This window comes from Streptomyces sp. NPDC049627, assembly GCF_044465645.1.
In the GTDB taxonomy this organism is placed as follows: domain Bacteria; phylum Actinomycetota; class Actinomycetes; order Streptomycetales; family Streptomycetaceae; genus Streptomyces.
Window position 1 is genome coordinate 1 of the sequence record NZ_JBITLW010000027.1, and the last position, 23,770, is coordinate 23,770.

At 70.2% G+C, this 23,770-nt stretch carries 24 protein-coding genes; 12 read left to right on the forward strand and 12 right to left on the reverse strand.

Annotation, left to right across the window (positions count from 1 at the left end):
- The first annotated feature begins 205 nt into the window (after nt 1-205).
- From ACIBU0_RS44210 to ACIBU0_RS44230, 5 genes are all read left to right on the forward strand, one after another.
- Nucleotides 206-919, forward strand: a complete 714-nt coding sequence (locus ACIBU0_RS44210) for a hypothetical protein (RefSeq protein ID WP_398830613.1) — start codon at nt 206-208, stop codon at nt 917-919.
- Nucleotides 920-1,040: 121 nt separating this feature from the next.
- Entirely contained in the window at nt 1,041-1,220 is a 180-nt protein-coding gene (locus ACIBU0_RS44215; protein ID WP_398830530.1) for a hypothetical protein, read from the forward strand.
- A 148-nt stretch (nt 1,221-1,368) separates the two neighbouring features.
- Complete coding sequence (locus ACIBU0_RS44220) at nt 1,369-1,902, forward strand: BlaI/MecI/CopY family transcriptional regulator (protein ID WP_398830616.1); 534 nt, start codon at nt 1,369-1,371, stop codon at nt 1,900-1,902.
- Between the two features lie 9 nt (nt 1,903-1,911).
- A complete protein-coding gene (locus tag ACIBU0_RS44225) occupies nt 1,912-2,475 on the forward strand; it encodes an amino-acid N-acetyltransferase (protein WP_398830533.1) in 564 nt (187 codons plus the stop codon).
- 270 nt (nt 2,476-2,745) lie between these two features.
- Nucleotides 2,746-3,081, forward strand: coding sequence for an Lsr2 family protein (locus ACIBU0_RS44230; protein WP_007498879.1), 336 nt, complete (start codon nt 2,746-2,748; stop codon nt 3,079-3,081).
- Nucleotides 3,082-3,101: 20 nt separating this feature from the next.
- Here ACIBU0_RS44230 and ACIBU0_RS44235 read toward each other — a convergent pair whose 3' ends face one another.
- Nucleotides 3,102-3,806 (reverse strand): SCO3374 family protein, encoded by a 705-nt coding sequence (locus tag ACIBU0_RS44235; protein ID WP_398830537.1) that lies wholly within the window; start codon nt 3,804-3,806, stop codon nt 3,102-3,104.
- 432 nt (nt 3,807-4,238) lie between these two features.
- Between ACIBU0_RS44235 and ACIBU0_RS44240 the strand changes: the two genes are divergently transcribed.
- Nucleotides 4,239-6,764 (forward strand): ATP-dependent Clp protease ATP-binding subunit, encoded by a 2,526-nt coding sequence (locus tag ACIBU0_RS44240; RefSeq protein WP_398830540.1) that lies wholly within the window; start codon nt 4,239-4,241, stop codon nt 6,762-6,764.
- Between the two features lie 78 nt (nt 6,765-6,842).
- Here ACIBU0_RS44240 and ACIBU0_RS44245 read toward each other — a convergent pair whose 3' ends face one another.
- Entirely contained in the window at nt 6,843-7,484 is a 642-nt protein-coding gene (locus tag ACIBU0_RS44245; RefSeq protein ID WP_398830543.1) for an HAD family acid phosphatase, read from the reverse strand.
- A 494-nt stretch (nt 7,485-7,978) separates the two neighbouring features.
- On the opposite strand from ACIBU0_RS44245, the gene ACIBU0_RS44250 reads away from it, so the two are divergent.
- Nucleotides 7,979-8,599 carry a M23 family metallopeptidase gene (locus ACIBU0_RS44250; protein ID WP_398830545.1) on the forward strand — a complete coding sequence of 207 codons (621 nt, stop codon included), beginning with the start codon at nt 7,979-7,981 and terminating at the stop codon, nt 8,597-8,599.
- Nucleotides 8,600-8,612: 13 nt separating this feature from the next.
- Here the strand turns inward: ACIBU0_RS44250 and ACIBU0_RS44255 are convergent, their stop codons facing one another.
- Nucleotides 8,613-9,200: a TetR/AcrR family transcriptional regulator gene (locus ACIBU0_RS44255; RefSeq protein ID WP_398830548.1), complete on the reverse strand. Its 588-nt coding sequence runs from the start codon at nt 9,198-9,200 to the stop codon at nt 8,613-8,615.
- A 118-nt stretch (nt 9,201-9,318) separates the two neighbouring features.
- Here ACIBU0_RS44255 and ACIBU0_RS44260 point away from each other — a divergent pair, with 118 nt between their 5' ends.
- Nucleotides 9,319-10,908, forward strand: coding sequence for an MDR family MFS transporter (locus ACIBU0_RS44260; RefSeq protein WP_398830550.1), 1,590 nt, complete (start codon nt 9,319-9,321; stop codon nt 10,906-10,908).
- 74 nt (nt 10,909-10,982) lie between these two features.
- Here ACIBU0_RS44260 and ACIBU0_RS44265 read toward each other — a convergent pair whose 3' ends face one another.
- Nucleotides 10,983-11,492, reverse strand: a complete 510-nt coding sequence (locus ACIBU0_RS44265) for a helix-turn-helix transcriptional regulator (RefSeq protein WP_398830552.1) — start codon at nt 11,490-11,492, stop codon at nt 10,983-10,985.
- A gap of 142 nt (nt 11,493-11,634) precedes the next feature.
- Here ACIBU0_RS44265 and ACIBU0_RS44270 point away from each other — a divergent pair, with 142 nt between their 5' ends.
- On the forward strand, nt 11,635-12,069 hold the full coding sequence (locus tag ACIBU0_RS44270; protein ID WP_398830554.1) for a VOC family protein: 435 nt from the start codon (nt 11,635-11,637) through the stop codon (nt 12,067-12,069).
- Between the two features lie 45 nt (nt 12,070-12,114).
- Here ACIBU0_RS44270 and cseC read toward each other — a convergent pair whose 3' ends face one another.
- From cseC to ACIBU0_RS44295, 5 genes are all read right to left on the reverse strand, one after another.
- A complete protein-coding gene (gene cseC / locus ACIBU0_RS44275; RefSeq protein WP_398830557.1) occupies nt 12,115-13,581 on the reverse strand; it encodes a two-component system sensor histidine kinase CseC in 1,467 nt (488 codons plus the stop codon).
- An 11-nt stretch (nt 13,582-13,592) separates the two neighbouring features.
- Entirely contained in the window at nt 13,593-14,297 is a 705-nt protein-coding gene (cseB, locus tag ACIBU0_RS44280) for a two-component system response regulator CseB (protein ID WP_398830559.1), read from the reverse strand.
- Between the two features lie 56 nt (nt 14,298-14,353).
- Nucleotides 14,354-14,959 carry a hypothetical protein gene (locus ACIBU0_RS44285; protein WP_398830618.1) on the reverse strand — a complete coding sequence of 202 codons (606 nt, stop codon included), beginning with the start codon at nt 14,957-14,959 and terminating at the stop codon, nt 14,354-14,356.
- Nucleotides 14,960-15,090: 131 nt separating this feature from the next.
- Nucleotides 15,091-15,630 (reverse strand): SigE family RNA polymerase sigma factor, encoded by a 540-nt coding sequence (locus ACIBU0_RS44290; protein WP_003999062.1) that lies wholly within the window; start codon nt 15,628-15,630, stop codon nt 15,091-15,093.
- A 321-nt stretch (nt 15,631-15,951) separates the two neighbouring features.
- Nucleotides 15,952-16,893 carry an A/G-specific adenine glycosylase gene (locus tag ACIBU0_RS44295; protein WP_398830561.1) on the reverse strand — a complete coding sequence of 314 codons (942 nt, stop codon included), beginning with the start codon at nt 16,891-16,893 and terminating at the stop codon, nt 15,952-15,954.
- 165 nt (nt 16,894-17,058) lie between these two features.
- Here ACIBU0_RS44295 and ACIBU0_RS44300 point away from each other — a divergent pair, with 165 nt between their 5' ends.
- Nucleotides 17,059-18,651: a sensor histidine kinase gene (locus ACIBU0_RS44300; RefSeq protein WP_398830564.1), complete on the forward strand. Its 1,593-nt coding sequence runs from the start codon at nt 17,059-17,061 to the stop codon at nt 18,649-18,651.
- Nucleotides 18,648-19,307 carry a response regulator gene (locus tag ACIBU0_RS44305; protein WP_398830567.1) on the forward strand — a complete coding sequence of 220 codons (660 nt, stop codon included), beginning with the start codon at nt 18,648-18,650 and terminating at the stop codon, nt 19,305-19,307. The genes ACIBU0_RS44300 and ACIBU0_RS44305 overlap by 4 nt, the downstream gene beginning before the upstream one ends.
- A gap of 3 nt (nt 19,308-19,310) precedes the next feature.
- Here ACIBU0_RS44305 and ACIBU0_RS44310 read toward each other — a convergent pair whose 3' ends face one another.
- Complete coding sequence (locus ACIBU0_RS44310) at nt 19,311-19,943, reverse strand: phosphatase PAP2 family protein (RefSeq protein ID WP_398830569.1); 633 nt, start codon at nt 19,941-19,943, stop codon at nt 19,311-19,313.
- A gap of 186 nt (nt 19,944-20,129) precedes the next feature.
- Between ACIBU0_RS44310 and ACIBU0_RS44315 the strand changes: the two genes are divergently transcribed.
- Nucleotides 20,130-20,963: a hypothetical protein gene (locus ACIBU0_RS44315; RefSeq protein WP_398830571.1), complete on the forward strand. Its 834-nt coding sequence runs from the start codon at nt 20,130-20,132 to the stop codon at nt 20,961-20,963.
- 147 nt (nt 20,964-21,110) lie between these two features.
- Here ACIBU0_RS44315 and disA read toward each other — a convergent pair whose 3' ends face one another.
- On the reverse strand, nt 21,111-22,235 hold the full coding sequence (gene disA / locus ACIBU0_RS44320; protein ID WP_398830574.1) for a DNA integrity scanning diadenylate cyclase DisA: 1,125 nt from the start codon (nt 22,233-22,235) through the stop codon (nt 21,111-21,113).
- Nucleotides 22,236-22,316: 81 nt separating this feature from the next.
- Entirely contained in the window at nt 22,317-23,726 is a 1,410-nt protein-coding gene (gene radA, locus ACIBU0_RS44325; RefSeq protein ID WP_398830576.1) for a DNA repair protein RadA, read from the reverse strand.
- Between the last annotated feature and the right edge of the window lie 44 nt (nt 23,727-23,770).

Here is a 23,770-nt window from a genome sequence, read left to right on the forward strand (position 1 = left end):
CACCCCACCCGCACAGGCGCCGCAGGCATCACGCGCACCCCCACTCACCCCGCACAGGCCGCCGCAGGCACCCCCGCCCAACCGCCGGAGGCAACCCGCCCCCACCCGAGTGGCTCCCAACGCCACACCCCCGCCCCTATGCCGCGTTTGTCTGATTAGCGCGTATCGTCGCCGCATGCCCACGCCATACGGATCCCGCGGCGGCATGGCGTTCGGCACGGAGGAGCTGCGTGTGCTCCGCCGCGCCCTCGCCCTCGCCCTCCACCCCAGCCCCGCCTCGGCCGAGGACGTCCAGGACTGTCTCCGCCTCACCGAGTCCCTAGACGAGGCGATGCGCGAGGGCGACCGGCTGCGTGCGTTCCTGGTGGCCGACCTCGCCCGCTACCGCGCCACCCTCCCCGGCACCGCAGCCGGCTACCTCACCCTCCTCGAGGAGTCCCTCGCCGCCGGGTACCGCCCCACCCCCGACGACCTCGCCGCCCTCCGGGCCTTGCGCCGCAACCCCACCGCCGCCACCCTCCTCAGCCGCTGCCAGACCCTCGTCGAACAGGACGTACGAGACCGCCGCACGCACGGCACCGCCCGCCCGGCGCCAGGCCCAGCGCCCTGCGCGACCCCCGCCATCCCGGCGTCCCGCACCCACCTCCTGGCCCTCCCCGGAGGCCTCTCCGAAGGGTCTCCCAGCGCCCCGGTCGTCCTCCCCACCCAGGACGGCGGCCAGGAACCCGCCAAGCAGCCGCGCAAAAAGCCCGCCGAAAAGCCGGCCGCTCCCCGGCCCGCCCCCGCCCCCGGCCCCGAGCCCACCCCCGCCGCCCCGAAGCCCTCACGCCCCATCCCCACACCCGGCGAGGTCTTCCCCCGTCGCAAACCGACCCCACCGCCCGCGACGAGTCCCTCCCGGCAACTCGCCGCAGGCTGAGCCCAACGGCAGCGCAAAGACCAGGCAGACGACTCCGGAAACGCCGCCCGGCCTTCACCGGCCGGGCCGCCCGGTCGCACCCCGCCCCGCCCGCACTCCACCCCCTGGCTACCCTGGACGCATGGACTACGTCTCCGCGCTCCTGCCCCCGGCTGTCATGGCCGTGTTCTTCATCGGTGTGATCAGGGTGATCGTGAAGACCCAGGGCGGAGCCAACAAGGCCAAGGAGGACGCGGCCGTCGACGCCGCCCTCGCGCGCGTGGAGGGCACCCGCCAGGCCTCCCCGAACCCGGACGCCTGAGCCACCTGAGTCGACTGAGTCGACAGGGCTTGCGTCCTTTTTGTTCCCATTTGCCGGGGAAGATGCCCGTCCGGCACGCCAACACCCACTTCTCCCACTATGGTGCTGAGCTGTGCCTCGCCCCTTGGGAGAACTCGAAGACGCGGTCATGACGCGGGTGTGGAAGTGGAACCGCCCGGTGACCGTTCGAGAAGTCCTGGAAGATCTCCAGCAGGAACGGTCCATCGCGTACACCACGGTGATGACCGTTTTGGACAATCTCCATCAGAAGGGCTGGGTACGCCGCGAAGCGGAAGGCCGCGCCTATCGATATGAGGCGGTCTCCACACGAGCCGCCTACGCGGCCGCCCTGATGAACGACGCCTGGTCGCAGAGTGACAACCCCGCCGCCGCGCTCGTCGCCTTCTTCGGCATGATGAGCGAGGAACAGCGCCAGTCCCTGCGAGACGCCGTACGCATCGTCCAGGGCCCGGAAACGCCCGCACCAGCGGAACCACCGGATACGCGCCGCGTTACCGGCACCGATACCCCCGGAACCGATACCGGCACAAGCGATACCGCCACCGATACGACCCCCCATACCGGCGGCGGCGCCGATACCGGGCCGGATACCCGTACCGATACCCGCCCCGATACCGGCCAGGAGAACCCCGGCTCGGCGCGGGAGCCCGGCGGGCGATAGCGTCCGCTCATGTCAGCAGAGAGCCACTCCGCCGAGACCCCCACGGGGGAGAGCCCGGAAGTCACCGCAAAAGCCATCACCGTCCGGCGGGCCCGCACCAGCGATGTCCCGGCGGTACGTCGTCTCCTTGACGAGTACGTCCGGCGTCGCATCCTGCTCGACAAAGCCACGGTGACGCTTTACGAGGACATCCAGGAGTTCTGGGTGGCGGAACGCGACGACAACGGAGAGGTCGTCGGCTGCGGCGCCCTGCACGTGATGTGGGAAGACCTGGCGGAAGTCCGCACTCTCGCCGTGAAGCCCGGCCTGAAGGGCGCCGGCGTCGGTCATCAGTTGCTGGAGAAGTTGCTGCACACCGCGCGCTGGCTCGGCGTTCGCCGGGTTTTCTGTCTGACCTTCGAAGTGGACTTCTTCGGCAAGCACGGCTTCGTCGAGATCGGTGAGACGCCGGTTGACACCGATGTCTACGCGGAGCTGCTGCGTTCCTATGACGAGGGCGTGGCGGAGTTCCTCGGTCTCGAACGAGTGAAACCGAACACCTTGGGCAACAGCCGGATGCTTCTGCATCTGTGATCGCCGGGCAGCCTTCACCGATCCATCAACGATCCACCAAGGATCCGCGAGCCGTATTCCGCCCGAACGGCCATGCCCGGGTGCCCTATGTCCGAAACGCGCATGTTTCCGGACCGGGGTCGGACCAGTGGGTCTCTCCCGGGGGTTTGTGTTTTTCCCGCAAAAGCGGTTTGCTTTCCGACGTACTGCAGTACTGCATATAACAGGGGACGGCGAAACGGCGGACGCCGCAGACCCCCGGCCCTCAAGTTATCGATGAAAGGAAATCCGGTGGCACAGAAGGTTCAGGTCCTTCTTGTCGACGACCTCGACGGCGGCGAGGCGGACGAGACCGTCACGTTCGCGCTGGACGGCAAGACGTACGAGATCGATCTCACGACTGCCAATGCGGACAAGCTCCGTGGCCTTCTCGAGCCTTACGTGAAGGGCGGTCGTCGTACCGGAGGCCGTGCTTCGGGTGGCCGCGGAAAGGCGCGCGCCGCTTCCGGTGGCAGCCAGGACACCGCGCAGATCCGCGCGTGGGCCAAGGAGAACGGCTACGAGGTCAACGACCGCGGCCGCGTCCCCGCGTCCATTCGCGAGGCTTACGAGAAGGCCAACGCCTGATCTGCAGGCCGATGCCTGCTCTACGGACAGGCCGAAGGCTGGGCGCACGCGCGTCGCAGCCGAAGACGGTGGCAGTGCGTGGCCACCGTGTCCAGAACCCGTACCAGATCGGGGGCGCCCCCACCGCCCCCCAGGGCCGACAGCGTCGGCAGCGACGCCTCGACCTCGCCCCCAGGCTCGGGGGGCCGCATCCATACGGCGGCCCCCTGCACGGCGTCCGGGCGGACCGGGGGAAGCGACCGCACCGCGCCGGGCCCCGGCAGCCCGGGACGTCGTACGCCCTGCCCCGTTCCCGGACCGACGGGATGCCTTACGGCCGTGACCGGCCCCCACTCGGGTGGCAGGGGCGCCTCCATGAGGTCGCCCGCCCCGAGCGTCGTGAGGTCCAGGGGCAGCGTGCCCCACTCCAGCCAGGCCAGCACCCCCGGCACCTCCTCCGCGCTGCCCGCGGCGAGGAGCAGCCGCATCCGGTCGCCCCGGACGGCCACCGGGGAGTGCGCTGTCAGATGGTGCAGTGCCGCGCGGCCGGCCTCGGCCGGGACGTCCAGGACGTCGAAGCGCGGCCCCACGCGAAGGGACGGCGGGAATTCCGGTCCCCCGGGCACCACGGGCCAGCCCAGTTCGTTCTCGTACCACCGGCGGACCTGATCGCTCGGACCGAGCGGCCGACGGGGCGGAGGGATCGTGGCGAGGTCCGTGGTCATCACGGGGCGAGTGCCGACCATGCCAAGTGCAACCGCCGGAAGAGCATGCCGGTTACGCTAAGTGTCAGAGCGGACGCACAGGGTGTCGAAAAGGGGGCGTGCGGGGGGTATGGGGAGGCGCAAGGTTGTTCGCCCGTAGCGGAGGGAACCGGGGGGCGCGGCATGGAGTGTCAGTCCCAGCGGGTAAGACATCCCTAGTGGGAGGGGGCGACACGCAGGACAGTGGGTCTCACGTTCGCCATCGGCGTACTGATGGTGAGGGTAACCACCTGGCCTGCGGGAACATCGTCTCGCACCATCGGGTTGGAGCAGATGTCGGCGTTAGCGGGGTCAGGAGGCCATCGACGGTGTCGGCAGTTGGAATGAGCGGTCCCCGCTTGCGGGACTAAGCTGCGGAAGGACAGGGAGGGGAAGTTCCCCCCACTGCCTGACCGCTCTGAGGAGCGATTAACGATGTTCGAGAGGTTCACCGACCGCGCGCGGCGGGTTGTCGTCCTGGCTCAGGAAGAAGCCCGGATGCTCAACCACAACTACATCGGCACCGAGCACATCCTCCTGGGCCTGATCCACGAGGGTGAGGGTGTCGCCGCCAAGGCCCTTGAGAGCCTCGGGATTTCGCTCGAGGCGGTCCGCCAGCAGGTGGAGGAGATCATCGGCCAGGGCCAGCAGGCCCCGTCCGGGCACATCCCCTTCACCCCCCGTGCCAAGAAGGTCCTGGAGCTGTCGCTCCGCGAGGCCCTTCAGCTGGGTCACAACTACATCGGCACGGAGCACATCCTGCTCGGCCTGATCCGTGAGGGCGAGGGCGTCGCCGCCCAGGTCCTGGTCAAGCTGGGCGCAGATCTCAACCGGGTGCGGCAGCAGGTCATCCAGCTGCTCTCCGGCTACCAGGGCAAGGAGACCGCCGCCGCCGGCGGGCCTGCCGAGGGCACGCCCTCGACGTCCCTGGTCCTCGACCAGTTCGGCCGGAACCTCACCCAGGCCGCTCGTGAGTCCAAGCTCGACCCGGTCATCGGGCGCGAGAAGGAGATCGAGCGGGTCATGCAGGTGCTGTCCCGCCGTACCAAGAACAACCCGGTCCTGATCGGTGAGCCCGGCGTCGGTAAGACGGCGGTCGTCGAGGGGCTGGCTCAGGCGATCGTCAAGGGCGAGGTGCCCGAGACGCTGAAGGACAAGCACCTCTACACGCTTGACCTCGGCGCGCTGGTCGCCGGCTCCCGCTACCGCGGTGACTTCGAGGAGCGCCTGAAGAAGGTGCTCAAGGAGATCCGCACCCGCGGCGACATCATCCTGTTCATCGACGAGCTCCACACGCTGGTCGGTGCGGGTGCCGCCGAGGGCGCCATCGACGCCGCTTCCATCCTGAAGCCGATGCTGGCCCGCGGTGAGCTGCAGACCATCGGTGCGACCACGCTGGACGAGTACCGCAAGCACCTGGAGAAGGACGCGGCCCTGGAGCGCCGCTTCCAGCCCATCCAGGTCGCGGAGCCGTCCCTGCCGCACACGATCGAGATCCTCAAGGGTCTGCGCGACCGGTACGAGGCGCACCACCGCGTCTCCATCACGGACGAGGCCCTCGTTCAGGCCGCCACCCTGGCCGACCGGTACATCTCGGACCGCTTCCTGCCGGACAAGGCGATCGACCTGATCGACGAGGCCGGTTCCCGGATGCGCATCCGCCGGATGACCGCGCCGCCGGACCTGCGCGAGTTCGACGAGAAGATCGCCGGCGTCCGCCGCGACAAGGAGTCCGCGATCGACTCGCAGGACTTCGAGAAGGCCGCCTCCCTGCGTGACAAGGAGAAGCAGCTCCTGGCCGCCAAGGCCAAGCGGGAGAAGGAGTGGAAGGCCGGCGACATGGACGTCGTCGCCGAGGTCGACGGCGAGCTGATCGCCGAGGTCCTCGCCACGGCCACCGGTATCCCGGTCTTCAAGCTGACCGAGGAGGAGTCCAGCCGCCTGCTCCGCATGGAGGACGAGCTCCACAAGCGCGTCATCGGCCAGGACGACGCCGTCAAGGCGCTGTCGAAGGCGATCCGCCGTACGCGTGCGGGCCTGAAGGACCCGAAGCGTCCGGGTGGTTCGTTCATCTTCGCCGGCCCGTCCGGTGTCGGTAAGACCGAGCTGTCCAAGGCGCTCGCCGAGTTCCTCTTCGGTGACGAGGACGCCCTGATCTCCCTCGACATGTCGGAGTTCAGCGAGAAGCACACGGTCTCGCGTCTCTTCGGTTCGCCCCCCGGCTACGTGGGCTACGAAGAGGGTGGCCAGCTGACCGAGAAGGTCCGCCGCAAGCCGTTCTCCGTCGTCCTGTTCGACGAGGTGGAGAAGGCCCACCCGGACATCTTCAACTCGCTGCTGCAGATCCTGGAGGACGGTCGCCTGACCGACTCCCAGGGCCGGGTCGTGGACTTCAAGAACACGGTCATCATCATGACGACCAACCTCGGCACCCGGGACATCTCCAAGGGCTTCAACCTGGGCTTCGCGGCCTCGGGTGACACGAAGACCAACTACGAGCGCATGAAGAACAAGGTGTCGGACGAGCTCAAGCAGCACTTCCGCCCCGAGTTCCTCAACCGCGTCGACGACGTGGTCGTCTTCCCGCAGCTGACCCAGGACGACATCCTGCGGATCGTCGACCTGATGATCGGCAAGGTGGACGAGCGCCTGAAGGACCGGGACATGGGCATCGAGCTCTCCCAGTCCGCCAAGGAGCTGCTGTCCAAGAAGGGTTACGACCCGGTGCTGGGGGCGCGTCCGCTGCGTCGCACCATCCAGCGCGAGATCGAGGACTCGCTGTCGGAGAAGATCCTCTTCGGCGAGCTGCGTCCCGGTCACATCGTGGTCGTGGACACCGAGGGCGAGGGCGAGACCAAGACCTTCACCTTCCGCGGTGAGGAGAAGTCGGCGCTGCCCGACGTCCCGCCGATCGAGCAGGCGGCCGGTGGAACCGGGCCGAACCTGAGCAAGGAGGCCTGACCCTCAAGGGGTTGAGCCGAAGACAAGGGGCCGGTGCTCTTCGCACCGGCCCCTTGTCCATGCCCAGGAGGGCGTGGCTTACGACAACTGCCCGTCGTAGTCCGGCAGCTTGTACGTCTTCTCGGCGTGGCCGCCCGACAGGTCGGTGGCGCTGTTGCCGATGTTCGCGATGATCGTGTAGCCCTTGGACTCGATGGCGGCGCGCTGGGCCGTCTTGTAGTCCGCGACGTTCTTGAAGAGGTCGATGAAGCCGCGCACATAGAGGCCCGAGACCTGGTAGCCGACGTGCTTGAGGTTGTAGTCGGTCACCGCGTAGATGATGCCCGGGCGCGCGGTCACGAAGAACAGGGAGACGCCGTGCTCCTGGGCGTACTTGGCGACCTCCAGGACCGGCTTGTTGGCCGGCTGCGGGTAGCTGAAGCCGAAGTCCGTCTCCAGGGTCGTGTTGTCGATGTCGAAGACGATCGCCTGCTTCTCACCGGGCTTGGTGTCCGCGATCCGCTGCTTGAGATAGGGCAGCGCCTGGTCCATGACCGCCTGGCAGTCCTTCTGCCAGGTGGGGTAGTCGACATCCGCCGAGGACGCTGTTGCGGCCGTGGTGGCGGTGGAGGCGCCGGCAGCGGTCGCCGTCGCCGCTTCGGCGGGGACCGCGAGGGCCACGAGGGCGGCCGTGGAGACGGTGCTGACCGCGATACGGCGCGCCCAGGGGCGAAGCGTCATGTGGGGGGTCCTCTCACGTCACGTGCGCTGAGTTGTCGCGTGCATGTTCGTGTGCAGGAGTGGCTGGTGGGGAACCAGCGGGTTACCGGACGGTAGCTCACGTTGAGGCGTCGCTCACAGAGGTGCGACGGAATTGGTTACGCAAGGACCCGGTGGGGGCGTAGCGCCCGTCACATTCCGGGGTTTCGTGATTGCGCTGAGCGGTGACATGCCGCACAGGCGATTTGTCCGTTACTAGAGGGAATAGTGGAAAAGGGATCACGGGCAAAAGGAGCTTCTGTCTCAAATCCCGCCAGGTGATGGCGCTATCCGTCCCGATTTATCCCTAATGGAAGCTCTGTCAAGATGCGGGAACTTTTGCAGGGGAGTACTAGCGTCCGTCGTAGATAAGGCGTTTTGGGGTTCGGGGCGGCAGGGGTTACCAAGGGATGGCCATCCGGCGACCGCTTGTGCGTCGGGTGGTTTTCTCTGTCGTCTTCCCCCTGAGGTTTCGCATGTCCCCGCGCTTCTCGTTCCGTTCGTCCCGTACGTCCTCGTTCCGCACCCGTGCCGCTGTGCTGGCCGCCGGCCTGGGGGCCTCGGTCGTGCTGGGCGCCGGAGGCGCGGTCGCCGCGGAGATGACCTCCGCCACCGGTGTCTCCACCGCCGTACAGGCGCAGAGCGCCGCCGTGAAGAAGGCCGCCGCCAAGAAGGCCGTCTCCTGGGTGAGCCCGGTGAAGAAGTACACGAAGACCGCCAGCTTCGCGCAGGCCGGTGCCAGGTGGCAGTCCACCCACAGCGGGCAGGACTTCGCCGTTCCCAGCGGCACCAAGGTCATGGCCGCGCACGGCGGCACCGTCGTCAAGGCCGGCGGCAACGGCGCCGGTGACGGTCCCGCGTACGGCAACGCCGTCGTCATCAAGCACGGCAACGGGACCTACTCCCAGTACGCCCACCTGTCCCGCATCGAGGTGAAGGTCGGCCAGGTCGTCAAGGCCGGTCAGCAGATAGCCCGGTCCGGCAACACCGGCAACTCCAGCGGGCCGCACCTGCACTTCGAGATCCGTACGACCGCCAACTACGGCTCCGCCGTCGACCCCGTGGCCTTCCTGCGGGCCAAGGGTCTGACGGTCTGAGTCACCGAGTCGCTCAGGCGCCCTTGTGCGCCTGGGTGACCAGGTCCGTGGCGACCTCGAGGACGGCCCTGCGCTTGTCCTCGGGGTCGCCTTCGAGGTCCTTCAGCACGAACATGCCGGCGTGCATCGTGAACAGGGCGCTGATGCAGCGGACCTGGTCGACGAGGTCGGCGTCCGGGTCGATGATGATGTCGCGGATGCCGAGCATGCGGTCCTTGAACATCTCGCCGATGCTCAGCTCGCGGACCGTGGCCTGGTTCTCCTGCATGAAGCGGAAGAGCGGGGCCGCGTCGGTCAGGACCTCGCTGTAGCGGCGTACGATCTCCTGCTTCGTCTCGAGGGTGTGCGGCTGCCGCCTGCCCCACTCGATCAGGTCCTCGATCGGCTGCGTCAGATCCTCGAAGAGGCTGACGATGATCTCTTCCTTGGTCTTGAAGTGGTAGTACAGGGCCGCCTTCGTGACCTCCAGGCGCTCGGCGATCTCGCGCAGGGAGGTCTTCTCGTAGCCCTGCTCGGCGAAGAGTTCGAGGGCCACGTCCTGGATGCGCTGGCGGGTGTTCCCGCGGCGCCGCTGCTTGGTGCCGTCCATGGTGCCGCCCATCCTCGTACTCCTCGGCATTCCGTAAAACTTACTTGACGCCCGGCTAGTTACGCCTCTACCTTCCCTGAGTGTAGACAACTAGCCGGGCGGCAAGTAAGTGGCTGGGGGAGTGGGAACCATGGCGGACACACGGACAGTGGGCACAAAGGCGGAGCAAGACGCCGGACAACGGGCCGGGCAAGGGGCCGGGCAAGGGGCCGGGAAACAGCCCAAGAGCGTGCGGGTCGTGCTGCTCGCGCTGATGATCACGATGATGCTCGCGATGCTCGACAACATGATCGTGGGCACGGCGATGCCGACGATCGTGGGTGAGCTCGGCGGGCTGGAACATCTGTCGTGGGTCGTCACGGCCTACACGCTGGCGACCGCCGCCTCCACCCCGCTGTGGGGCAAGATCGGTGACATGTACGGGCGCAAGGGCGTCTTCATGTCGTCGATCGTGCTCTTCCTGATCGGGTCCGCGCTGAGCGGCATGGCCCAGGACATGGGGCAGCTGATTGCGTTCCGGGCGGTGCAGGGTCTGGGCGCCGGCGGTCTGATGGTCGGCGTCATGGCGATCATCGGTGATCTGATTCCGCCGCGGGAGCGGGGCAAGTACCAGGGCATGATGGCCGGCGTGATGGCGCTCGCGATGATCGCCGGGCCGCTGGTCGGCGGCACCATCACCGACCACTGGGGCTGGCGCTGGGCGTTCTACATCAACCTGCCGCTCGGGGTCGTGGCGCTGGGTGCGATCAGTGTCGTGCTGCATCTGCCGAAGAAGCGGGCGCAGGCGCGGATCGACTATCTGGGGGCGGCGCTGCTGACCGTGGGGATCACGGCGATCGTGCTGGTCACCACGTGGGGCGGTACGGAGTACGCCTGGACCTCCGCGCGGATCATGGAGCTCATCGGGATCGGTGTGGCCGCGCTGGTGGGCTTCCTGTTCTGGCAGACCAAGGCTGCTGAGCCGGTGGTGCCGCTGCACATCTTCCGCAGCCGGAACTTCACGCTGATGTCGATCATCGGCTTCATCACCGGCTTCGTGATGTTCGGTGCGACGCTGTTCCTGCCGCTGTACCAGCAGTCGGTGCAGGGGGCGTCCGCGACCAACTCCGGGTTGCTGCTGCTGCCGATGCTCGGGGCGATGCTCGTGACGTCGATGGTGGCCGGGCGGGTGACCACGAACACCGGGCGGTACAAGGTGTTTCCGATCGCCGGCAGCGTGCTGATGATCGTCGGGCTGTATCTGATGTCGTTGATGGACACCGGGACGAGTCGTTTCACGTCCGGGGTGTACATGGCCGTGGTCGGTCTCGGGATGGGCTGTCTGATGCAGATCACCATGCTGGTCGCGCAGAACAGCGTCGAGATGAAGGACATGGGGGTCGCGTCCTCGTCCACCACGCTGTTCCGGACGCTGGGGTCGTCGTTCGGTGTCGCGATCATGGGGGCGTTGTTCAACAGCCGGGTGCAGGACGTCATGGCCGAGCGCGGCGGGGCGCTGGGGGCGAAGGTGACCGAGCAGTCGGCGCAGTTGGATGCGGCGAGCTTGGCGAAGTTGCCGGTGGCTGTGGCGGGGGCGTATCGGCATGCGGTGTCTGCTGGGACGCACGGGGCGTTTCTGCTGGGGGCCGTGGTGGCTGTGGTGGCCTTGGTCGCGGCTGTGTTCGTCAAGGAGGTGCCGCTGAAGGGGGCCGGGCCTCAGGCGGCGGCGGACGCCGTGTGAGTGTGCGGTGGGAGACCCTCGGGTGGTGTGCTGCCCGGGGGTCTTCGCCGTTGTTCTGATCGCCCCCGCCGCCCCTACCCGTCCCATCCCTGAAGGGGCTCCGCCCCTTCGACCCCGCCAGAGGGCTGCCGCCCCCTGGACCCCCGCTTCGGCCCCGAAAGGGCCTCGTCCTCAAACGCCGGACGGGCTGTTCCGCGCCGGAAACCCCCGGCCCACAACATCGCGTAGCAACCCGGGATCAACGAGGCTCCGCGGCCGACGTGCTTGTCGCGGTACTCGCTCGGTGTCAGGCCGGTCCGTGCCTTGAAGCGTGTCGAGAAGGTGCCGAGGCTGCTGAAGCCGACCAGGTGGCAGATTTCCGTCACGGTCAGATTGGCCCCTCGCAGGTACTCCTCGGCGCGCTCGATCCGGCGATGCGTCAGATACTGGCCCGGCGTCTCGCCGTACGCCGCCTTGAAGACCCGGACGAAGTGGTACCGCGAATACCCGGCATGTGCGGCGACGGCATCCAGGTCGAGGCCGGGATCGGCCCAGTCCCGGTCCATGGCGTCCTTGGCCAGCCGCAACTGCCGCACCTTGTCCATGAAACCGATGGTGACACGCCCCACTGACAACGACCCCGGCCGGCAAGGGGACAGCAGAGCAACTCTGGAGAAGCGTCGGGACGCACCCCCTGCCTACCGTGACGGGCAGGAAGAGAAAGCCGGAACACGGGAGCGTGCCGTCATGATCAAGGGCCTGGGCATCACCACCGTATGGACGTTTGACCAGCAGCGCACCAAGGCGTTCTTCACCGAGAAGATCGGCTTCGAGGTGCGGAACGATCTCTCCATGGGGGACATGCGGTGGGTCACCGTCGGCGCCAAGGACCAGCCGGACGTCGAGCTCGCGTTGATGAGCCTCGACGGGCCCGGTCTTGATCCCGAGTCGTCCGAGGCGCTGAAGAAGCTCGTCGGGAAGGGGGTCATCGGGGCCGGGGCGTTCCGGACCGACGACTGCCGGGGGGACTACGAGACCTTCAGGGCACGCGGGGTGGAGTTCATCCAGGAGCCACAGGAGCGGCCGTACGGCATCGAGGCGATCTTCCGCGACGACAACGGCAACTGGTACTCGCTGACCGAGCGGAGCGAGGAGCTCGACTTCTCCAAGCCGTTCGAGTGAGCCGACCCAAGGGGCCGACCAAGTGAGCCGACCGCCCAGCGCTCACTACGGCAGCATCGGGTAGCTCCCCGTGTTCGTCGGCGCGTGCTCCGGGAGCCACAGGACGGCCACCGCGCCCTCCGCCGGGACATGCTCCGGGGCGCCCGCCGGGCGTACGTTGCGGAAGGTCAGGCGGGCGCCGAGGACCCGGGCCTGACCGGCCGCGATCGTCAGGCCGAGGCCGTGGCCGTGGCCGGAGCGGTCGCTGCTGCCCGTGCGGAAGCGGCTGGGGCCCTCGGCGAGCAGGTCCTCGGGGAAACCGGGGCCGTGGTCGCGGACGCGGATGACCCGGCCCTCGACGGTGACCTCGATGGGCGGCCTGCCGTGCCGGGCCGCGTTCGCCAGCAGGTTGAACAGCACCCGCTCCAGGCGGCGGGGGTCGGTCATGACCTCCGACTCGTGGACGACCCGCACCTCGATCTCGGGGTCCTTCGCCGCGACCCGTCGGCTGACGAACTCGCCCAGCAGGATGTCCTGCAGCTCGGCCCGCTCCGAGGCACTGTCCAGGCGGGCCACCTCCAGCACGTCCTCGACGAGCGTGCGCATGGCCTTCGCCCGGTCCAGGACCAGTTCGGTGGGCCGGCCTGGGGGAAGGAGCTCCGCCGCCGTCAGCAGACCCGTCACCGGCGTGCGCAGCTCGTGGGCGATGTCCGCCGTGACCCGGCGCTCCGCCTCCAGCCGTTGCTGCAGCGCGTCCGCCATCGCGTCCACGGCGCTCGCGAGATCGTCGGTCTCGTCCCGTACGACGCCCCCGATGGCGTCCCGCACCCGTACGTCCGGCTCGCCGCTCGCGACCTGGTTCGCCGCGGCCGCCGCCTTGCGCAGCCGGCGCGACAACTGCGCGCCGATGAACACGCCGAGCGCGCTGCCGCCGAGAACGACCGCGATGGAGCCGATGACCATCGCCTGGTCGAGGCGGTTCAGGATGCGCTCACTGCGGTCGGTCCAGCCGCTGCGCAGCGACAGGACGTGGCCGTTGTTGAGCGGTACGGCCGCCCAGATGTCCGGCGCCCCGCTCGGCGTGTCCGTCACATAGGTCGCCCGCCGGCCCTCCTCGACCTTGTCCCGCAGCGCCGCCGGCAGCTCCGGGTCGTCGATCGTGGCGTTCGGGAAGTTGAGCCGCTTGGACTGTTCGTAGCTGCGCTGGGCGATCTTGATGCGCTCGTCCGCCAGGTCGCGCGCGCTGTCCAGCATCGAGACCCGCGCCTGGTTGTGCACGACCAGACTCAGCACGATCGCCACGAGCGCGCCGACCAGCGCGATCGCCGCACTCAGCTTCCATCTCAGGCCCGTGCGAATGGCCATACGGCCGCCCCGGCTGCCGCGGTGACCGCTCACCCGCAGGCCCGTACGGTCCGCCATGCGCCCGACGCCCGCACGGACGCCCGCCGCCCGACCCGCGAGGTCCCCCGGGTCCGTGAGGCCGATGCGCCCCGCGCCGGACGGAGCCGGTCGTCTGAACATCCCCCGCATGCCCGCCCCGCTCAGGCCTTCAGCTTGTAGCCGAAGCCACGGACCGTCTCGATGCGGTCCTGGCCGATCTTCGTACGCAGTCGCTGCACATGGACGTCGACGACGCGGGTGTCCCCGCCCCAGCCGTAGTCCCACACCCGCTCCAGCAGCTTGTCCCGCGACAGCACCGTGCCCGGCGCGGAGGAGAACTCCAGCAGCAGCCGCATCTCGGTCGGTGTGAGCGCCACCGGCTGCCCGGCCCTGCGCACCTCCATGCCCTCGGTGTCGACCTCCAGGTCACCGAAGGTCAGCACCCCGCCGCTCGCGGCCGTGTCGGCCTCGTCGGCCCGGTCACCCCCGCTCGCGTGCCCGAAGCGACGCAGCACCGCGCGGATCCGCGCGACCAGCACGGCACCGTCGAACGGCTTGGTCACATAGTCGTCCGCGCCCGCCTCCAGGCCCAGCACCACGTCGATCGAGTCGGCCCGCGCCGACAGCATGATCACCGGCACGGTCGACTCGTCGCGGATGCGCCGGCACAGACTGACCCCGTCCAGACCCGGGACCATGACGTCCAGCAGCGCGATGTCCGGCCGGTTCGTCCGGAACGCCTCCAGTCCCGACAGTCCGTCGGGCATGGCGGTGACCGCGAAGCCGTCCCGCTCCAGGGCGAGCTGGGTGGCCTCGCGGATGACGTCGTCGTCCTCGACGAACAGGACGTGGGTCTGGTCTGCCATCCCGGTGCTCTCAGTCCTCGTGGTTCTAGGTGGGCCCATGTGTGGTCTCGGGAAGTTCAGCCGTCGGAAGCCGCCGACTCGTCACCCCCGCCGAGGTTGCCGTAGTCGGTGCGCGTGCGGTCCTCCACCACGAAGCGGCCGGACGTCCACAGGTATGAGACCACGTTCTCGCTGGACGGGTTCGACAGCGCGTCGTCCTTGGCGTACACCTGCTGGGTCACCACCAGGTAGCCGCGGTCGATCTCCGCGTAGACCGGGGGCTCCTCGGCCTTGAACACATTGTGATACGCGCCACCCTGTTCGCGGTACACGTACGAGCCGACACCGACCTGGTCGCCGCAGGACAGGACGTTGACCACGATGTCGTCCGCGGGTCCGCCGGTCAGGTCGCCGTACGTCACGTCGACGGGATAGCCGTCGGACACGCACGGCTTCAGCTCGCGCTTGACCTCCGTCGAGACCTCGGGGTCCGCCTTGACCAGGCGGACGGCCTCCGTGGGGTCGGGGGCGGCGGAGGGGGAGGGCGAGGCCGCGGGCGCGAGCGATGACGAGACGGCCCTGCCGCCCATCGCGTCGTCGTGCGCCGGCCCCTCGTCGCGGGCGCCGGTACCGCCGGTGCCGCACCCGGAGACGAAAAGGGTGAGGGCGACGACCACGGCCATCGCCGTGAACGCCGCCTGGAGGGTCCCCCGGACGGGTACGGGTCCGGGGCGCTCGGGTCCGGTCTCCCCGGAACCTCCGTCGCTGCCCCTGTCACCCCTGTCCGTGCGCCCGGTGCCGCCCGCCGTCGTGCCTAGGCCGCGCAACGCTCCCGCTCCTCACGCTCCAGCGCGCGTGCGTCCAGATCGCGGGACTCCAGCTCCTCGCGGAGCCGGGCGAGCGCCCGGTGCAGCGTGCTCTTGACCGTTCCGGCCGACATGCCGAGGGCGGCGGCCGTCTCCTCCGTGGACATCTGCTCCCAGTGTCGCAGCACCACGACACTGCGCTGCTTGGGTGCGAGCACCTTCATGATGTCCATCAGCAGGGCGCGGTCCGCGTGCTGCTCGGTGGAGTCGTCGACCGAGGCGTCCGGGAGCTGCTCGGTCGGCACCTCCTCCAGCTTCCGCGCCCGCCACCACTCGGTCCGCGTGTTGATCATCACGCGGCGCAGGTAGGCGTCCGCGAGCCGCTTGTCCGCTATGCCGTCCCAGCGGTGGTACGTCCGCACCAGCGCCGTCTGGAGGAGGTCCTGGGCGTCCACCGGGTCCGGGACCAGCCGGCGGGCGCTGCGCAGCAGCGCGTCCTGCCGGGTGCGGACGTACTCCTCGAACTCGAGCACCTCGCCCTGCGCCATGTTGACCGCCTCCGATTCCCCGTGTCCGCCGGTCTGTTCGCCGTCGGTCTCACTGCCTGTGCTTCGTGGTCGTCCCCGTCTGTCGGGTACGGAAATGAAGCTACGGAGGCGTTGTCACGGGGCTGTCCGAAGCAGCCTGCGGCCAGCGCTCGGCTGTCCGTCGGTTGTGTAACGGAATCAGGAAAGGGACAAAACGGAGGTCGGGTTGGGATGGGTATGGGGTGATTTGGTAGGGGTAGTGGCCGTGCGGTGGCCGTGCGACTGCTGTCTGTTCGCTGTCACAGAGGCGGCGGAGCTGTGATGTGACTATGCGTCAGGTCGTCAGGTCAGGGGCAGCCGGTACGTCCCGCCGGGCAGCGGCTCCACCAGACCGTCCGCGACGAGGCCGTCCAGAGCCCGGGCGCGCTGCACCGGCTCGTGCCACACCCGGTCGAGGGCCGCCTGCGGGACGGGTGCGTGGGCCTCGCGGAGTACGGCGAGCAGCTTGCCGCGCACCTGGCGGTCGGTACCGGCGTACGTCTGACCGCGGCGGGGCGGCCCTTCGTGCTCCGGTTTCCCGGCCAGCCGCCAGGCGCAGCGGTCGGCGATCGGGCAGCGGTGGCACGACTCGTTCTTGGCGGTGCACACCAACGCGCCGAGCTCCATGGAGGCCGCGGCCCAGCGGGCGGCGACGTCCTCGTCGTCGGGCAGCAGGGCGCGGGCCAGCTTGCGTTCCGCGGCCGTGGTCGCGTTCGGCGGGTACTGCACGCCGGTGACGGCGCGTGCGAAGACCCGGCGGACGTTGGTGTCCAGGACGGGGTGGCGCTGGCCGTAGGCGAAGGAGGCGACCGCCGCGGCCGTGTACTCGCCGATGCCGGGCAGCGCGAGCAGCTGGGCGTGGTCCGTCGGTACGTCCCCGCCGTGCCGCTCCGCTATGGCGACGGCGGCACCGTGCAGCCGCAACGCGCGGCGCGGGTAGCCGAGCCGGCCCCAGGCGCGGACGGCCTCGCCGGGGGCGTCCTTGGCGAGGTCGGCGGGACGGGGCCAGCGGGACAGCCACTGTTCGTAGACGGGCAGGACGCGGTTCACGGGCGTCTGCTGCAGCATGAACTCGCTGACCATCACGCCCCAGGGGCCGGCCTCGGGGCGCCGCCAGGGCAGGTCGCGGGCGTTTTCGTCGAACCAGTCGATCACCGGGCTGTGCAGGTTCCCTCCGAGGGCGGAGCCGGAGAGGGCGTTGACGTCGGCGGTGCTGTCGGGTGAGGGCTTTGTGGGCGCAGTCATGGCCTTTCCGATCCTGCCATGCCGGTGGCGGCGGGGTCGGTAGGCGGCGGGTGCCGGTGCGTTTGTGGCTGAGGTGTCCGGAGGCCGCCGCACGCTGCGGATGCCGTTCCGCACCTGACGATCGGCAGCAGTGGCGCCCCGTCCCCCGCTTGTAGCGTCGGGCGGATGGAACGTCCTCCTCTCCGGCGTGCCTGCCTCCTGTGGGCCGCCCTCGCAGTGCCGGCGCTGACGGCCGACCGGCTCGGCATGAACGAGCCGCGTGCCCTGGAGCAGCAGGTGGCGGGGCTGGTGGTGCTGGCCGCCGCGGTCGCCGTGGCCCGGCGCCGGCCGTTGGCCGCCTTCGCGCTGACGGCCGTACTGAGCCTGGCCGCGGCCCCCGCCCTGTTCACCGTCTCCTACGGCCCCGCGCTCGCCGTCTTCGCACTGCTGCTCGGCCTGCGTGCGGACCGGGGCCGCCCGGCGGCGGTCGTCTTCGGGGCCGTCGGCTGTCTCGGTACGGCGAGGATCGCCCTGCTGGGGGTCGACCCGGCGGCGGAATGGGTGGTGCTGACGGGCACGGTGCTCTTCGGCTGCGTCTTTCCCTGGCTCGGCGGCCGCTCCTGGCGGCAGAGCCGTCAGCTGGCCGAGGCGGGCTGGACGCGGGCCGCACGTCTGGAGGGCGAGCAGCGGATCGCCGAGGAGCGCGCCCGGCTGCGCGAACGGGCCCGGATCGCCCAGGACATGCACGACTCCCTGGGCCACGAGCTGAGCCTGATCGCGCTGCGTGCGGGCGCCCTCCAGGTCGCCCCGGACCTCCCGGACCACCACCGCACCGCCGCCGCCGACCTGCGCGCGGCCGCCGCCGACGCCACCGAACGGCTGCACCGCGTCATCGGCGTGCTGCGGGAGGAGGACGAGCCGCCCTCCCTGACCCCGCCGGGCGAGACCGTCGAGCAACTCGTCGCACGGGCCGCCGAGTCGGGGCTGCCGGTGCGATGGGAGCCGGCGGAGGACCGTACGCCGGCACGACGGCCGGCCGGCGGGGTCGCGGAGCGGGTCCTGTACCGGGTGGTCCGCGAGGCACTGACCAACGCCGCCCGGCACGCACCGGGCGCCGAAGTCACCGTGGCCGCGGAAAGAGGCGCCGAGGGCGTGACGGTCACCGTGACCAGCGGACGGGGCTCGGGGCCTGGCGTCCCGTCCTCCGGCGGCACCGGACTCCAGGCCCTGCGTGCCGCCGTCACCGCGGTCGGCGGCGACTTCGAGGCCGGTCCCTGCGGGCAGGGATTCCGGGTGCGGGCGTACGTCCCCGAGGAGGCCACGGCCACGCCCGCACGGTCGGCCCCGGCCCCGGCCGCGCCGCCCGCCCCGTACGCCCCCTTCACCCGCGCCCGCCGCCGCGTCGCCCTCGCCTTCGCAACCGCCCTCGGCGCGGGCCTCGTGCTCCTCGGCGGGGCGTTCTCCTGGTACGCGTACACGGAGACCCACTCGGTGCTGCCGCCCGCGTCCTACGCCGAGCTGAGGCTGGGCGCCACGGTCGGCGACCTCGCGGACGTCCTGCCGGAGCGCACCGTGCGGGACGCGCCCGTGGAGCGCGCGCCCGCACCGCCCTCGACCGGCAGCGAGTGCCGCTACTACCGCGCGAGCGGCGAACTCCTCGTCTCCGTCGACCACTTCCGGCTCTGCTTCGACAACGCGGGGCGGCTGGTCGCCAAGGACGTCATTCCGAGAGCGGACCTGCCCCAGCGCCCTTCCCAGGACGAGGAGTTCGTACGGTGATCCGCGTACTGCTGGCCGACGACGAGGCGATGGTGCGGGCCGGTGTGCGCGCCATCCTGGCGAGCGGCGGTGAGACCGAGGTCGTCGCGGAGGCGGGCGACGGTCGTGAGGCGGTCGAGCTGGCCCGGGCGCACCGGCCGGACGTGGCCCTGCTGGACATCCGGATGCCCCGCCTGGACGGTCTCGCCGCCGCGGAGGAGATCGTACGGACCGTCCCCCATACGGCCGTGGCGATGCTCACCACCTTCTCCGAACAGGCGTACGTGGCCCGCGCGCTGGGTGGCGGTGCCACCGGCTTCCTGCTGAAGTCGGGGGACCCGTACGAACTCATCGCGGGCGTACGGGCCGTGGCGGGCGGTGCCGCCTTCCTGTCGCCGAAGGTCGCGCGGTACGTCATCGACGGGCTGGGCGGCAGCGACGGGCGCCTGGGCCGTGAGACCGCCGCACGCGCGCGCGTGGCCGAGCTCAGCCCGCGTGAGCGTGAGGTGCTCGGGCTGGTCGGCGCGGGCCTGTCCAACCCGGAGATCGCCGCCCGGCTGCACCTCGTCGAGGGCACGGTGAAGGGCTATGTGAGCGCGGTGCTCGACCGGCTGGGGGTGCGCAACCGGGTGCAGGCGGCGATCGTGGCGTACGAGGCGGGGCTGGTGGAGTCGTGAGGCTCAGCGCATGTCGGACGAAGGGACGCGCTCCGGTCCCGGACCCGTGAACCACCGTGCAGCAGGCGCCGACGAGGCCCGCATCGCCTCGGTCAGCCGGACCGCCGGACGGGTGCCGAGCCTTACGGCGGCCACCGCCACGACCGCGCCGAGAGCGAGGCCCGCGGCGACGTCGTGCGGATAGTGGACGCCGACGAAGACGCGGGAGAAGGCCATCAGGAGGGCCAGTGGGGCCGTCAGCCACAGCAGGGCGCGGCCGGTCAGGGCCAGCGTGACGGCCGCGGCACCCGCGATGGTGGCGTGGTTGCTGGGGAAGGACCAGTCTCCGGGCGGCGGGCACGCGCTGAGCGGGGCGGTCGCTTCCGGCACCGCCCGGCACGGACGGTCCTGCGCGACAACGGACTTGAGGAGCTCACTGCCGACGTACGCCACAGCCGTGGCCAGAGGTGCAAGGCCCGCGATCGCGAACGCACGGGAGCTGTCGCGCCGGGCCCGCCACCACACGGTGACGAACAGCGCGGCGAACAGCAGCAGTCCGGCCTCCGTCCATATCTCCGCGGTGTGCTGTACCCACGTTGGGGTGTCGTGGGCATGGTCGGTGATCTCGCGGTACAGCTCGTCGTCCTCGAAGTCCATGGTCACGGACCGTAGGCGGAGGCCCGATACCGTCACATCCCGCGATCGGCAGATGTCGGCCCTGACGGAAGACAGGGGTGGAGCGGCCGCCGGCGGGTGATGTCCGGGATGATGATCCGGAAAAGTTGCGGCCCTCGGCGGCGGGTGGGGCAAGCTAACGCACCGATCTCTCGTACAGTTTGCGCCGTGGGATCTCTGCGCAATCCGGTCGGGCCGCTTCCCTCCTCCATCTACTGGCGACGGAGGGCCGTACTGCTGTCCGTGGTCGCCCTGTTGGCGCTGCTGGCCACGTGGGTCCTCGCGTCGGGCGGCGGAGGCGACAAGAACAACGTGGGCGGATCCGACGGCAAGAACCCCTCACCCTCGACGATCACGCCGGGCCCGTCGGGCTCGGGGCCGGCGATCAGTCAGGCGCCGGGCGGGCGCGACGAGTCGACCGGCGGTGGGGACTCCGGTGGCTCGGGATCCGGCGACGGCTCCGGGTCCGGCACGGGAGCCGGGGACGGCAGCGGGTCCGGGGACTCCGGCGGGTCGGCAAGTTCGGGCAGCGGAGCCGCGGGTGGCGGCTCGGGCAGCGGTGTCGGCGTGGACGACACGGTCGCCGCGGGTTCCACGCTGCCCAACTGCGTCGGCGGCCAGATCAAGTTGACCGTGCGGAGCCTGCACAACGCGTACGAGCCCGGCGAGACGCCCGCCCTGCTGCTGACCGCGACGAACTCCTCCACCTACGACTGCAAGGTCGACCTCGGCCCGAAGAACGCGGTGGTGACGATCACCCAGGCGGGAGCCGAGGACGACTTCTGGTCCTCCGCCGACTGCCCCGAGGTCGCCGGCAGCCTGCCGTTCCGGGTGCCGGCCGGCTCCAGCATCACGTACACCGTGAAGTGGGACCGCAACGCCAGCGCTCCCCAGTGCGCGACGCCTTCGGCCGGGGCGGCCGGGCCGGGGACGTATCTGGTGGAGGCGAAGACCCCGGGGTTCGGGACGGCCCAGACGTCGTTCGTGCTGGAGAACGACTAGCGGACCCCTCGCATTGCCTACGCAGCCTGCGGGCAGTCGTGCCGCTGGGGCGGCACGGGTGGGCGCAGGCGGCACCCGCAGCGCCGGGCTGCGCAACGCCCCGGCCTCAGCACAAACGCCGAGTACCGATGAACGCCGCTCCGCTTACTAGACGTACCGCTCCAGAATCGAGCTCTCCGCCAGCCGCGACAGCCCTTCCCGCACGCTCCGGGCCCGGGCCTCGCCCACGCCGTCCACGGTCTGCAGGTCGTCCACGCTCGCGGCGAGCAGCTTCTGCAGCCCCCCGAAGTGCTCCACCAGCCGGTCGATGATCGCCCCCGGCAGCCGCGGCACCTTGGCCAGCAGGCGGAAGCCCCGCGGAGACACCGCCGAGTCCAGCGCCTCCGGTGACCCGGTGTAGCCCAACGCCCGTGCCACCGTGGGCATTTCGAGCAGCTCCGCGTGGGTCAGCGCGTCCAGCTCGTACAGCGCCTCGTCGACCGTGCGGGACCGCTTGGCCGTCGGCTCGGGGACGTAGTCGCGCACCACGAGTTCACGCTCGGGCTCCACACCCGCGATCAACTCGTCCAGCTGCAGCGCCAGAAGGCGGCCGTCCGTGCCCAGCTCCACCACGTACTCGGCGATCTCGGTCGCGATGCGCCGCACCATCTCCAGCCGCTGGGCCACCGCCGAGACGTCGCGGACCGTCACCAGGTCCTCGATCTCCAGCGCTGACAACGTTCCCGCGACCTCGTCCAGGCGGAGCTTGTAGCGCTCCAGGGTGGCCAGGGCCTGGTTGGCACGGGAGAGGATCGCCGCGGAGTCCTCCAGGACGCGGCGCTGCCCGTCCACGTAGAGGGCGATCAGCCGCATCGACTGGGAGACCGAGACGACCGGGAAGCCGACCTGCTTGCTGACCCGGTCCGCCGTACGGTGCCGGGTGCCCGTCTCCTCCGTCGGGATCGTCGCGTCGGGCACGAACTGGACACCCGCCCGCAGGATCTTCGACAGATCGGACGACAGCACGATGCCGCCGTCCAGCTTGCACAGCTCCCGCAGCCGTGTCGCCGTGAACTCGACATCCAGGACGAATCCACCCGTGCACATCGTCTCCACGGTCTTGTCGAAGCCGAGCACGATGAGTCCGCCGGTGTTGCCGCGCAGTACCCGCTCCAGTCCGTCACGCAAGCCCGTGCCGGGAGCCACGGCGCTCAGCGAGGCGCGCATCAGGCCATCGGAACCGGCACTCCCACCGGACTTTCCGGGAGCTGCTACCCGGTCGTTGGCTGCCACTGCACTCCTCCGGTCGCAGGTTCTGGGGCGCTCCCGTTTCGCACCTTCGGTTCGTACGCACGGGCGAGACCAGGGCAAAGTCTACCGGCGGTCCTCCTCGTCCCGTGGGGCCTCTCGGCGACGGGAGCGCGGAAGGACCCGGAGGGCGTCCCCTATGTCGGCCACTTCCAGCACCTTCATGCCGGGAGGGATCTTGCCCGGGTCGCCCGGTACGAGCGCGTGCGTGAAGCCCAGCCGGTGCGCCTCGGCGAGCCTGCGCTGCACGCCCGTGACCCGTCTGACCTCGCCCGCGAGGCCCACCTCGCCGATCGCGACGAGGTTCTTCGGGAGGGGGGTGTCGCTGGCGGCGGAGGCCAGGGCGAGGGCGACGGCGAGGTCGGCCGCGGGCTCCGACAGCTTCACCCCGCCGACCGTCGCGGAGTAGATGTCCCGCTTGCCGAGCGCGCTGATCCTGCCCCGCTGCTCCAGCACGGCCAGCATCATCGACACGCGCGAGGTCTCCAGGCCGGACGTGGTGCGGCGCGGGGACGGGATCTGTGAGTCGACCGTCAGCGCCTGCACTTCGGCGACCAGGGGGCGGCGGCCCTCCAGGGTGACGGTCAGACAGGTGCCGGGAACCGGTTCGTCACGACGGGTCAGGAAGAGTCCGCTCGGGTCGGCAAGGCCCGTGATGCCCTCGTCGTGCAGCTCGAAGCAGCCGACCTCGTCGGTCGCCCCATAACGGTTCTTGACCCCGCGAACCAGGCGAAGCCGGGCATGCCGGTCGCCCTCGAAGTGCAGCACCACGTCCACCAGATGCTCCAGCAGCCGCGGCCCCGCGATGGCGCCGTCCTTGGTGACATGGCCCACCAGGAGGGTGGACATCCCGCGCTCCTTGGACGCCCGGATCAGGGCACCGGCCACTTCCCGGACCTGGGCCATGCCGCCGGGTGCGCCGTCGATCTCCGGGGAGGCGACCGTCTGCACCGAGTCGAGGACGAGCAGCGACGGCTTCACCGCGTCCAAGTGACCGAGGATGGCGGCCAGATCCGTCTCGGCGGCGAGATAGAGGTCGTCGTCGAGGGCGCCGATCCGGTCGGCGCGCAGCCGGACCTGGCTCGCCGACTCCTCACCGGTGACATAGAGCGTGCGGTGCTCGTCGCTCGCCGACTTGGCCGCCACGTCCAGCAGCAGCGTGGACTTGCCGACGCCGGGTTCGCCCGCGACGAGGACGACGGCGCCGGGCACGAGACCGCCGCCGAGCACCCGGTCCAGCTCGGGCACGCCGGTGGACCGCGCGGTCGCCTGCCGCCCGTCGACCTGGCCGATGGGCAGCGCGGATGTCGTCACGCGCCCCGGCGCCGTCGTACGGACCGCGGGCGCGCCGTACTCCTCGACCGTCCCCCATGCCTGGCACTCGGGGCAGCGGCCGAGCCACTTGGCCGTCTGCCAGCCGCACTCCGTGCAGCGGTAGGACGGGCGGTCCTTCGTGGTCTTCGTACGGGCAGCCATGCGAAGAACCGTAACCGAGGCCACTGACAACCCCGTACGCCCGG

Coding starts and splice junctions, on each gene's coding strand:
- ACIBU0_RS44210 (WP_398830613.1), top strand. CDS start 206: ATGGCGTTCGGCACGGAGGAGCTGCGTGTGCTCCGCCGCGCCCTCGCC.
- ACIBU0_RS44215 (WP_398830530.1), top strand. CDS start 1,041: ATGGACTACGTCTCCGCGCTCCTGCCCCCGGCTGTCATGGCCGTGTTC.
- ACIBU0_RS44220 (WP_398830616.1), top strand. CDS start 1,369: ATGACGCGGGTGTGGAAGTGGAACCGCCCGGTGACCGTTCGAGAAGTC.
- ACIBU0_RS44225 (WP_398830533.1), top strand. CDS start 1,912: ATGTCAGCAGAGAGCCACTCCGCCGAGACCCCCACGGGGGAGAGCCCG.
- ACIBU0_RS44235 (WP_398830537.1), bottom strand. CDS start 3,806: ATGGTCGGCACTCGCCCCGTGATGACCACGGACCTCGCCACGATCCCT.
- ACIBU0_RS44240 (WP_398830540.1), top strand. CDS start 4,239: ATGTTCGAGAGGTTCACCGACCGCGCGCGGCGGGTTGTCGTCCTGGCT.
- ACIBU0_RS44245 (WP_398830543.1), bottom strand. CDS start 7,484: ATGACGCTTCGCCCCTGGGCGCGCCGTATCGCGGTCAGCACCGTCTCC.
- ACIBU0_RS44250 (WP_398830545.1), top strand. CDS start 7,979: ATGTCCCCGCGCTTCTCGTTCCGTTCGTCCCGTACGTCCTCGTTCCGC.
- ACIBU0_RS44255 (WP_398830548.1), bottom strand. CDS start 9,200: ATGGGCGGCACCATGGACGGCACCAAGCAGCGGCGCCGCGGGAACACC.
- ACIBU0_RS44260 (WP_398830550.1), top strand. CDS start 9,319: ATGGCGGACACACGGACAGTGGGCACAAAGGCGGAGCAAGACGCCGGA.
- ACIBU0_RS44265 (WP_398830552.1), bottom strand. CDS start 11,492: ATGGACAAGGTGCGGCAGTTGCGGCTGGCCAAGGACGCCATGGACCGG.
- ACIBU0_RS44270 (WP_398830554.1), top strand. CDS start 11,635: ATGATCAAGGGCCTGGGCATCACCACCGTATGGACGTTTGACCAGCAG.
- cseC (WP_398830557.1), bottom strand. CDS start 13,581: ATGCGGGGGATGTTCAGACGACCGGCTCCGTCCGGCGCGGGGCGCATC.
- cseB (WP_398830559.1), bottom strand. CDS start 14,297: ATGGCAGACCAGACCCACGTCCTGTTCGTCGAGGACGACGACGTCATC.
- ACIBU0_RS44285 (WP_398830618.1), bottom strand. CDS start 14,959: ATGGCCGTGGTCGTCGCCCTCACCCTTTTCGTCTCCGGGTGCGGCACC.
- ACIBU0_RS44290 (WP_003999062.1), bottom strand. CDS start 15,630: ATGGCGCAGGGCGAGGTGCTCGAGTTCGAGGAGTACGTCCGCACCCGG.
- ACIBU0_RS44295 (WP_398830561.1), bottom strand. CDS start 16,893: ATGACTGCGCCCACAAAGCCCTCACCCGACAGCACCGCCGACGTCAAC.
- ACIBU0_RS44300 (WP_398830564.1), top strand. CDS start 17,059: ATGGAACGTCCTCCTCTCCGGCGTGCCTGCCTCCTGTGGGCCGCCCTC.
- ACIBU0_RS44310 (WP_398830569.1), bottom strand. CDS start 19,943: ATGGACTTCGAGGACGACGAGCTGTACCGCGAGATCACCGACCATGCC.
- radA (WP_398830576.1), bottom strand. CDS start 23,726: ATGGCTGCCCGTACGAAGACCACGAAGGACCGCCCGTCCTACCGCTGC.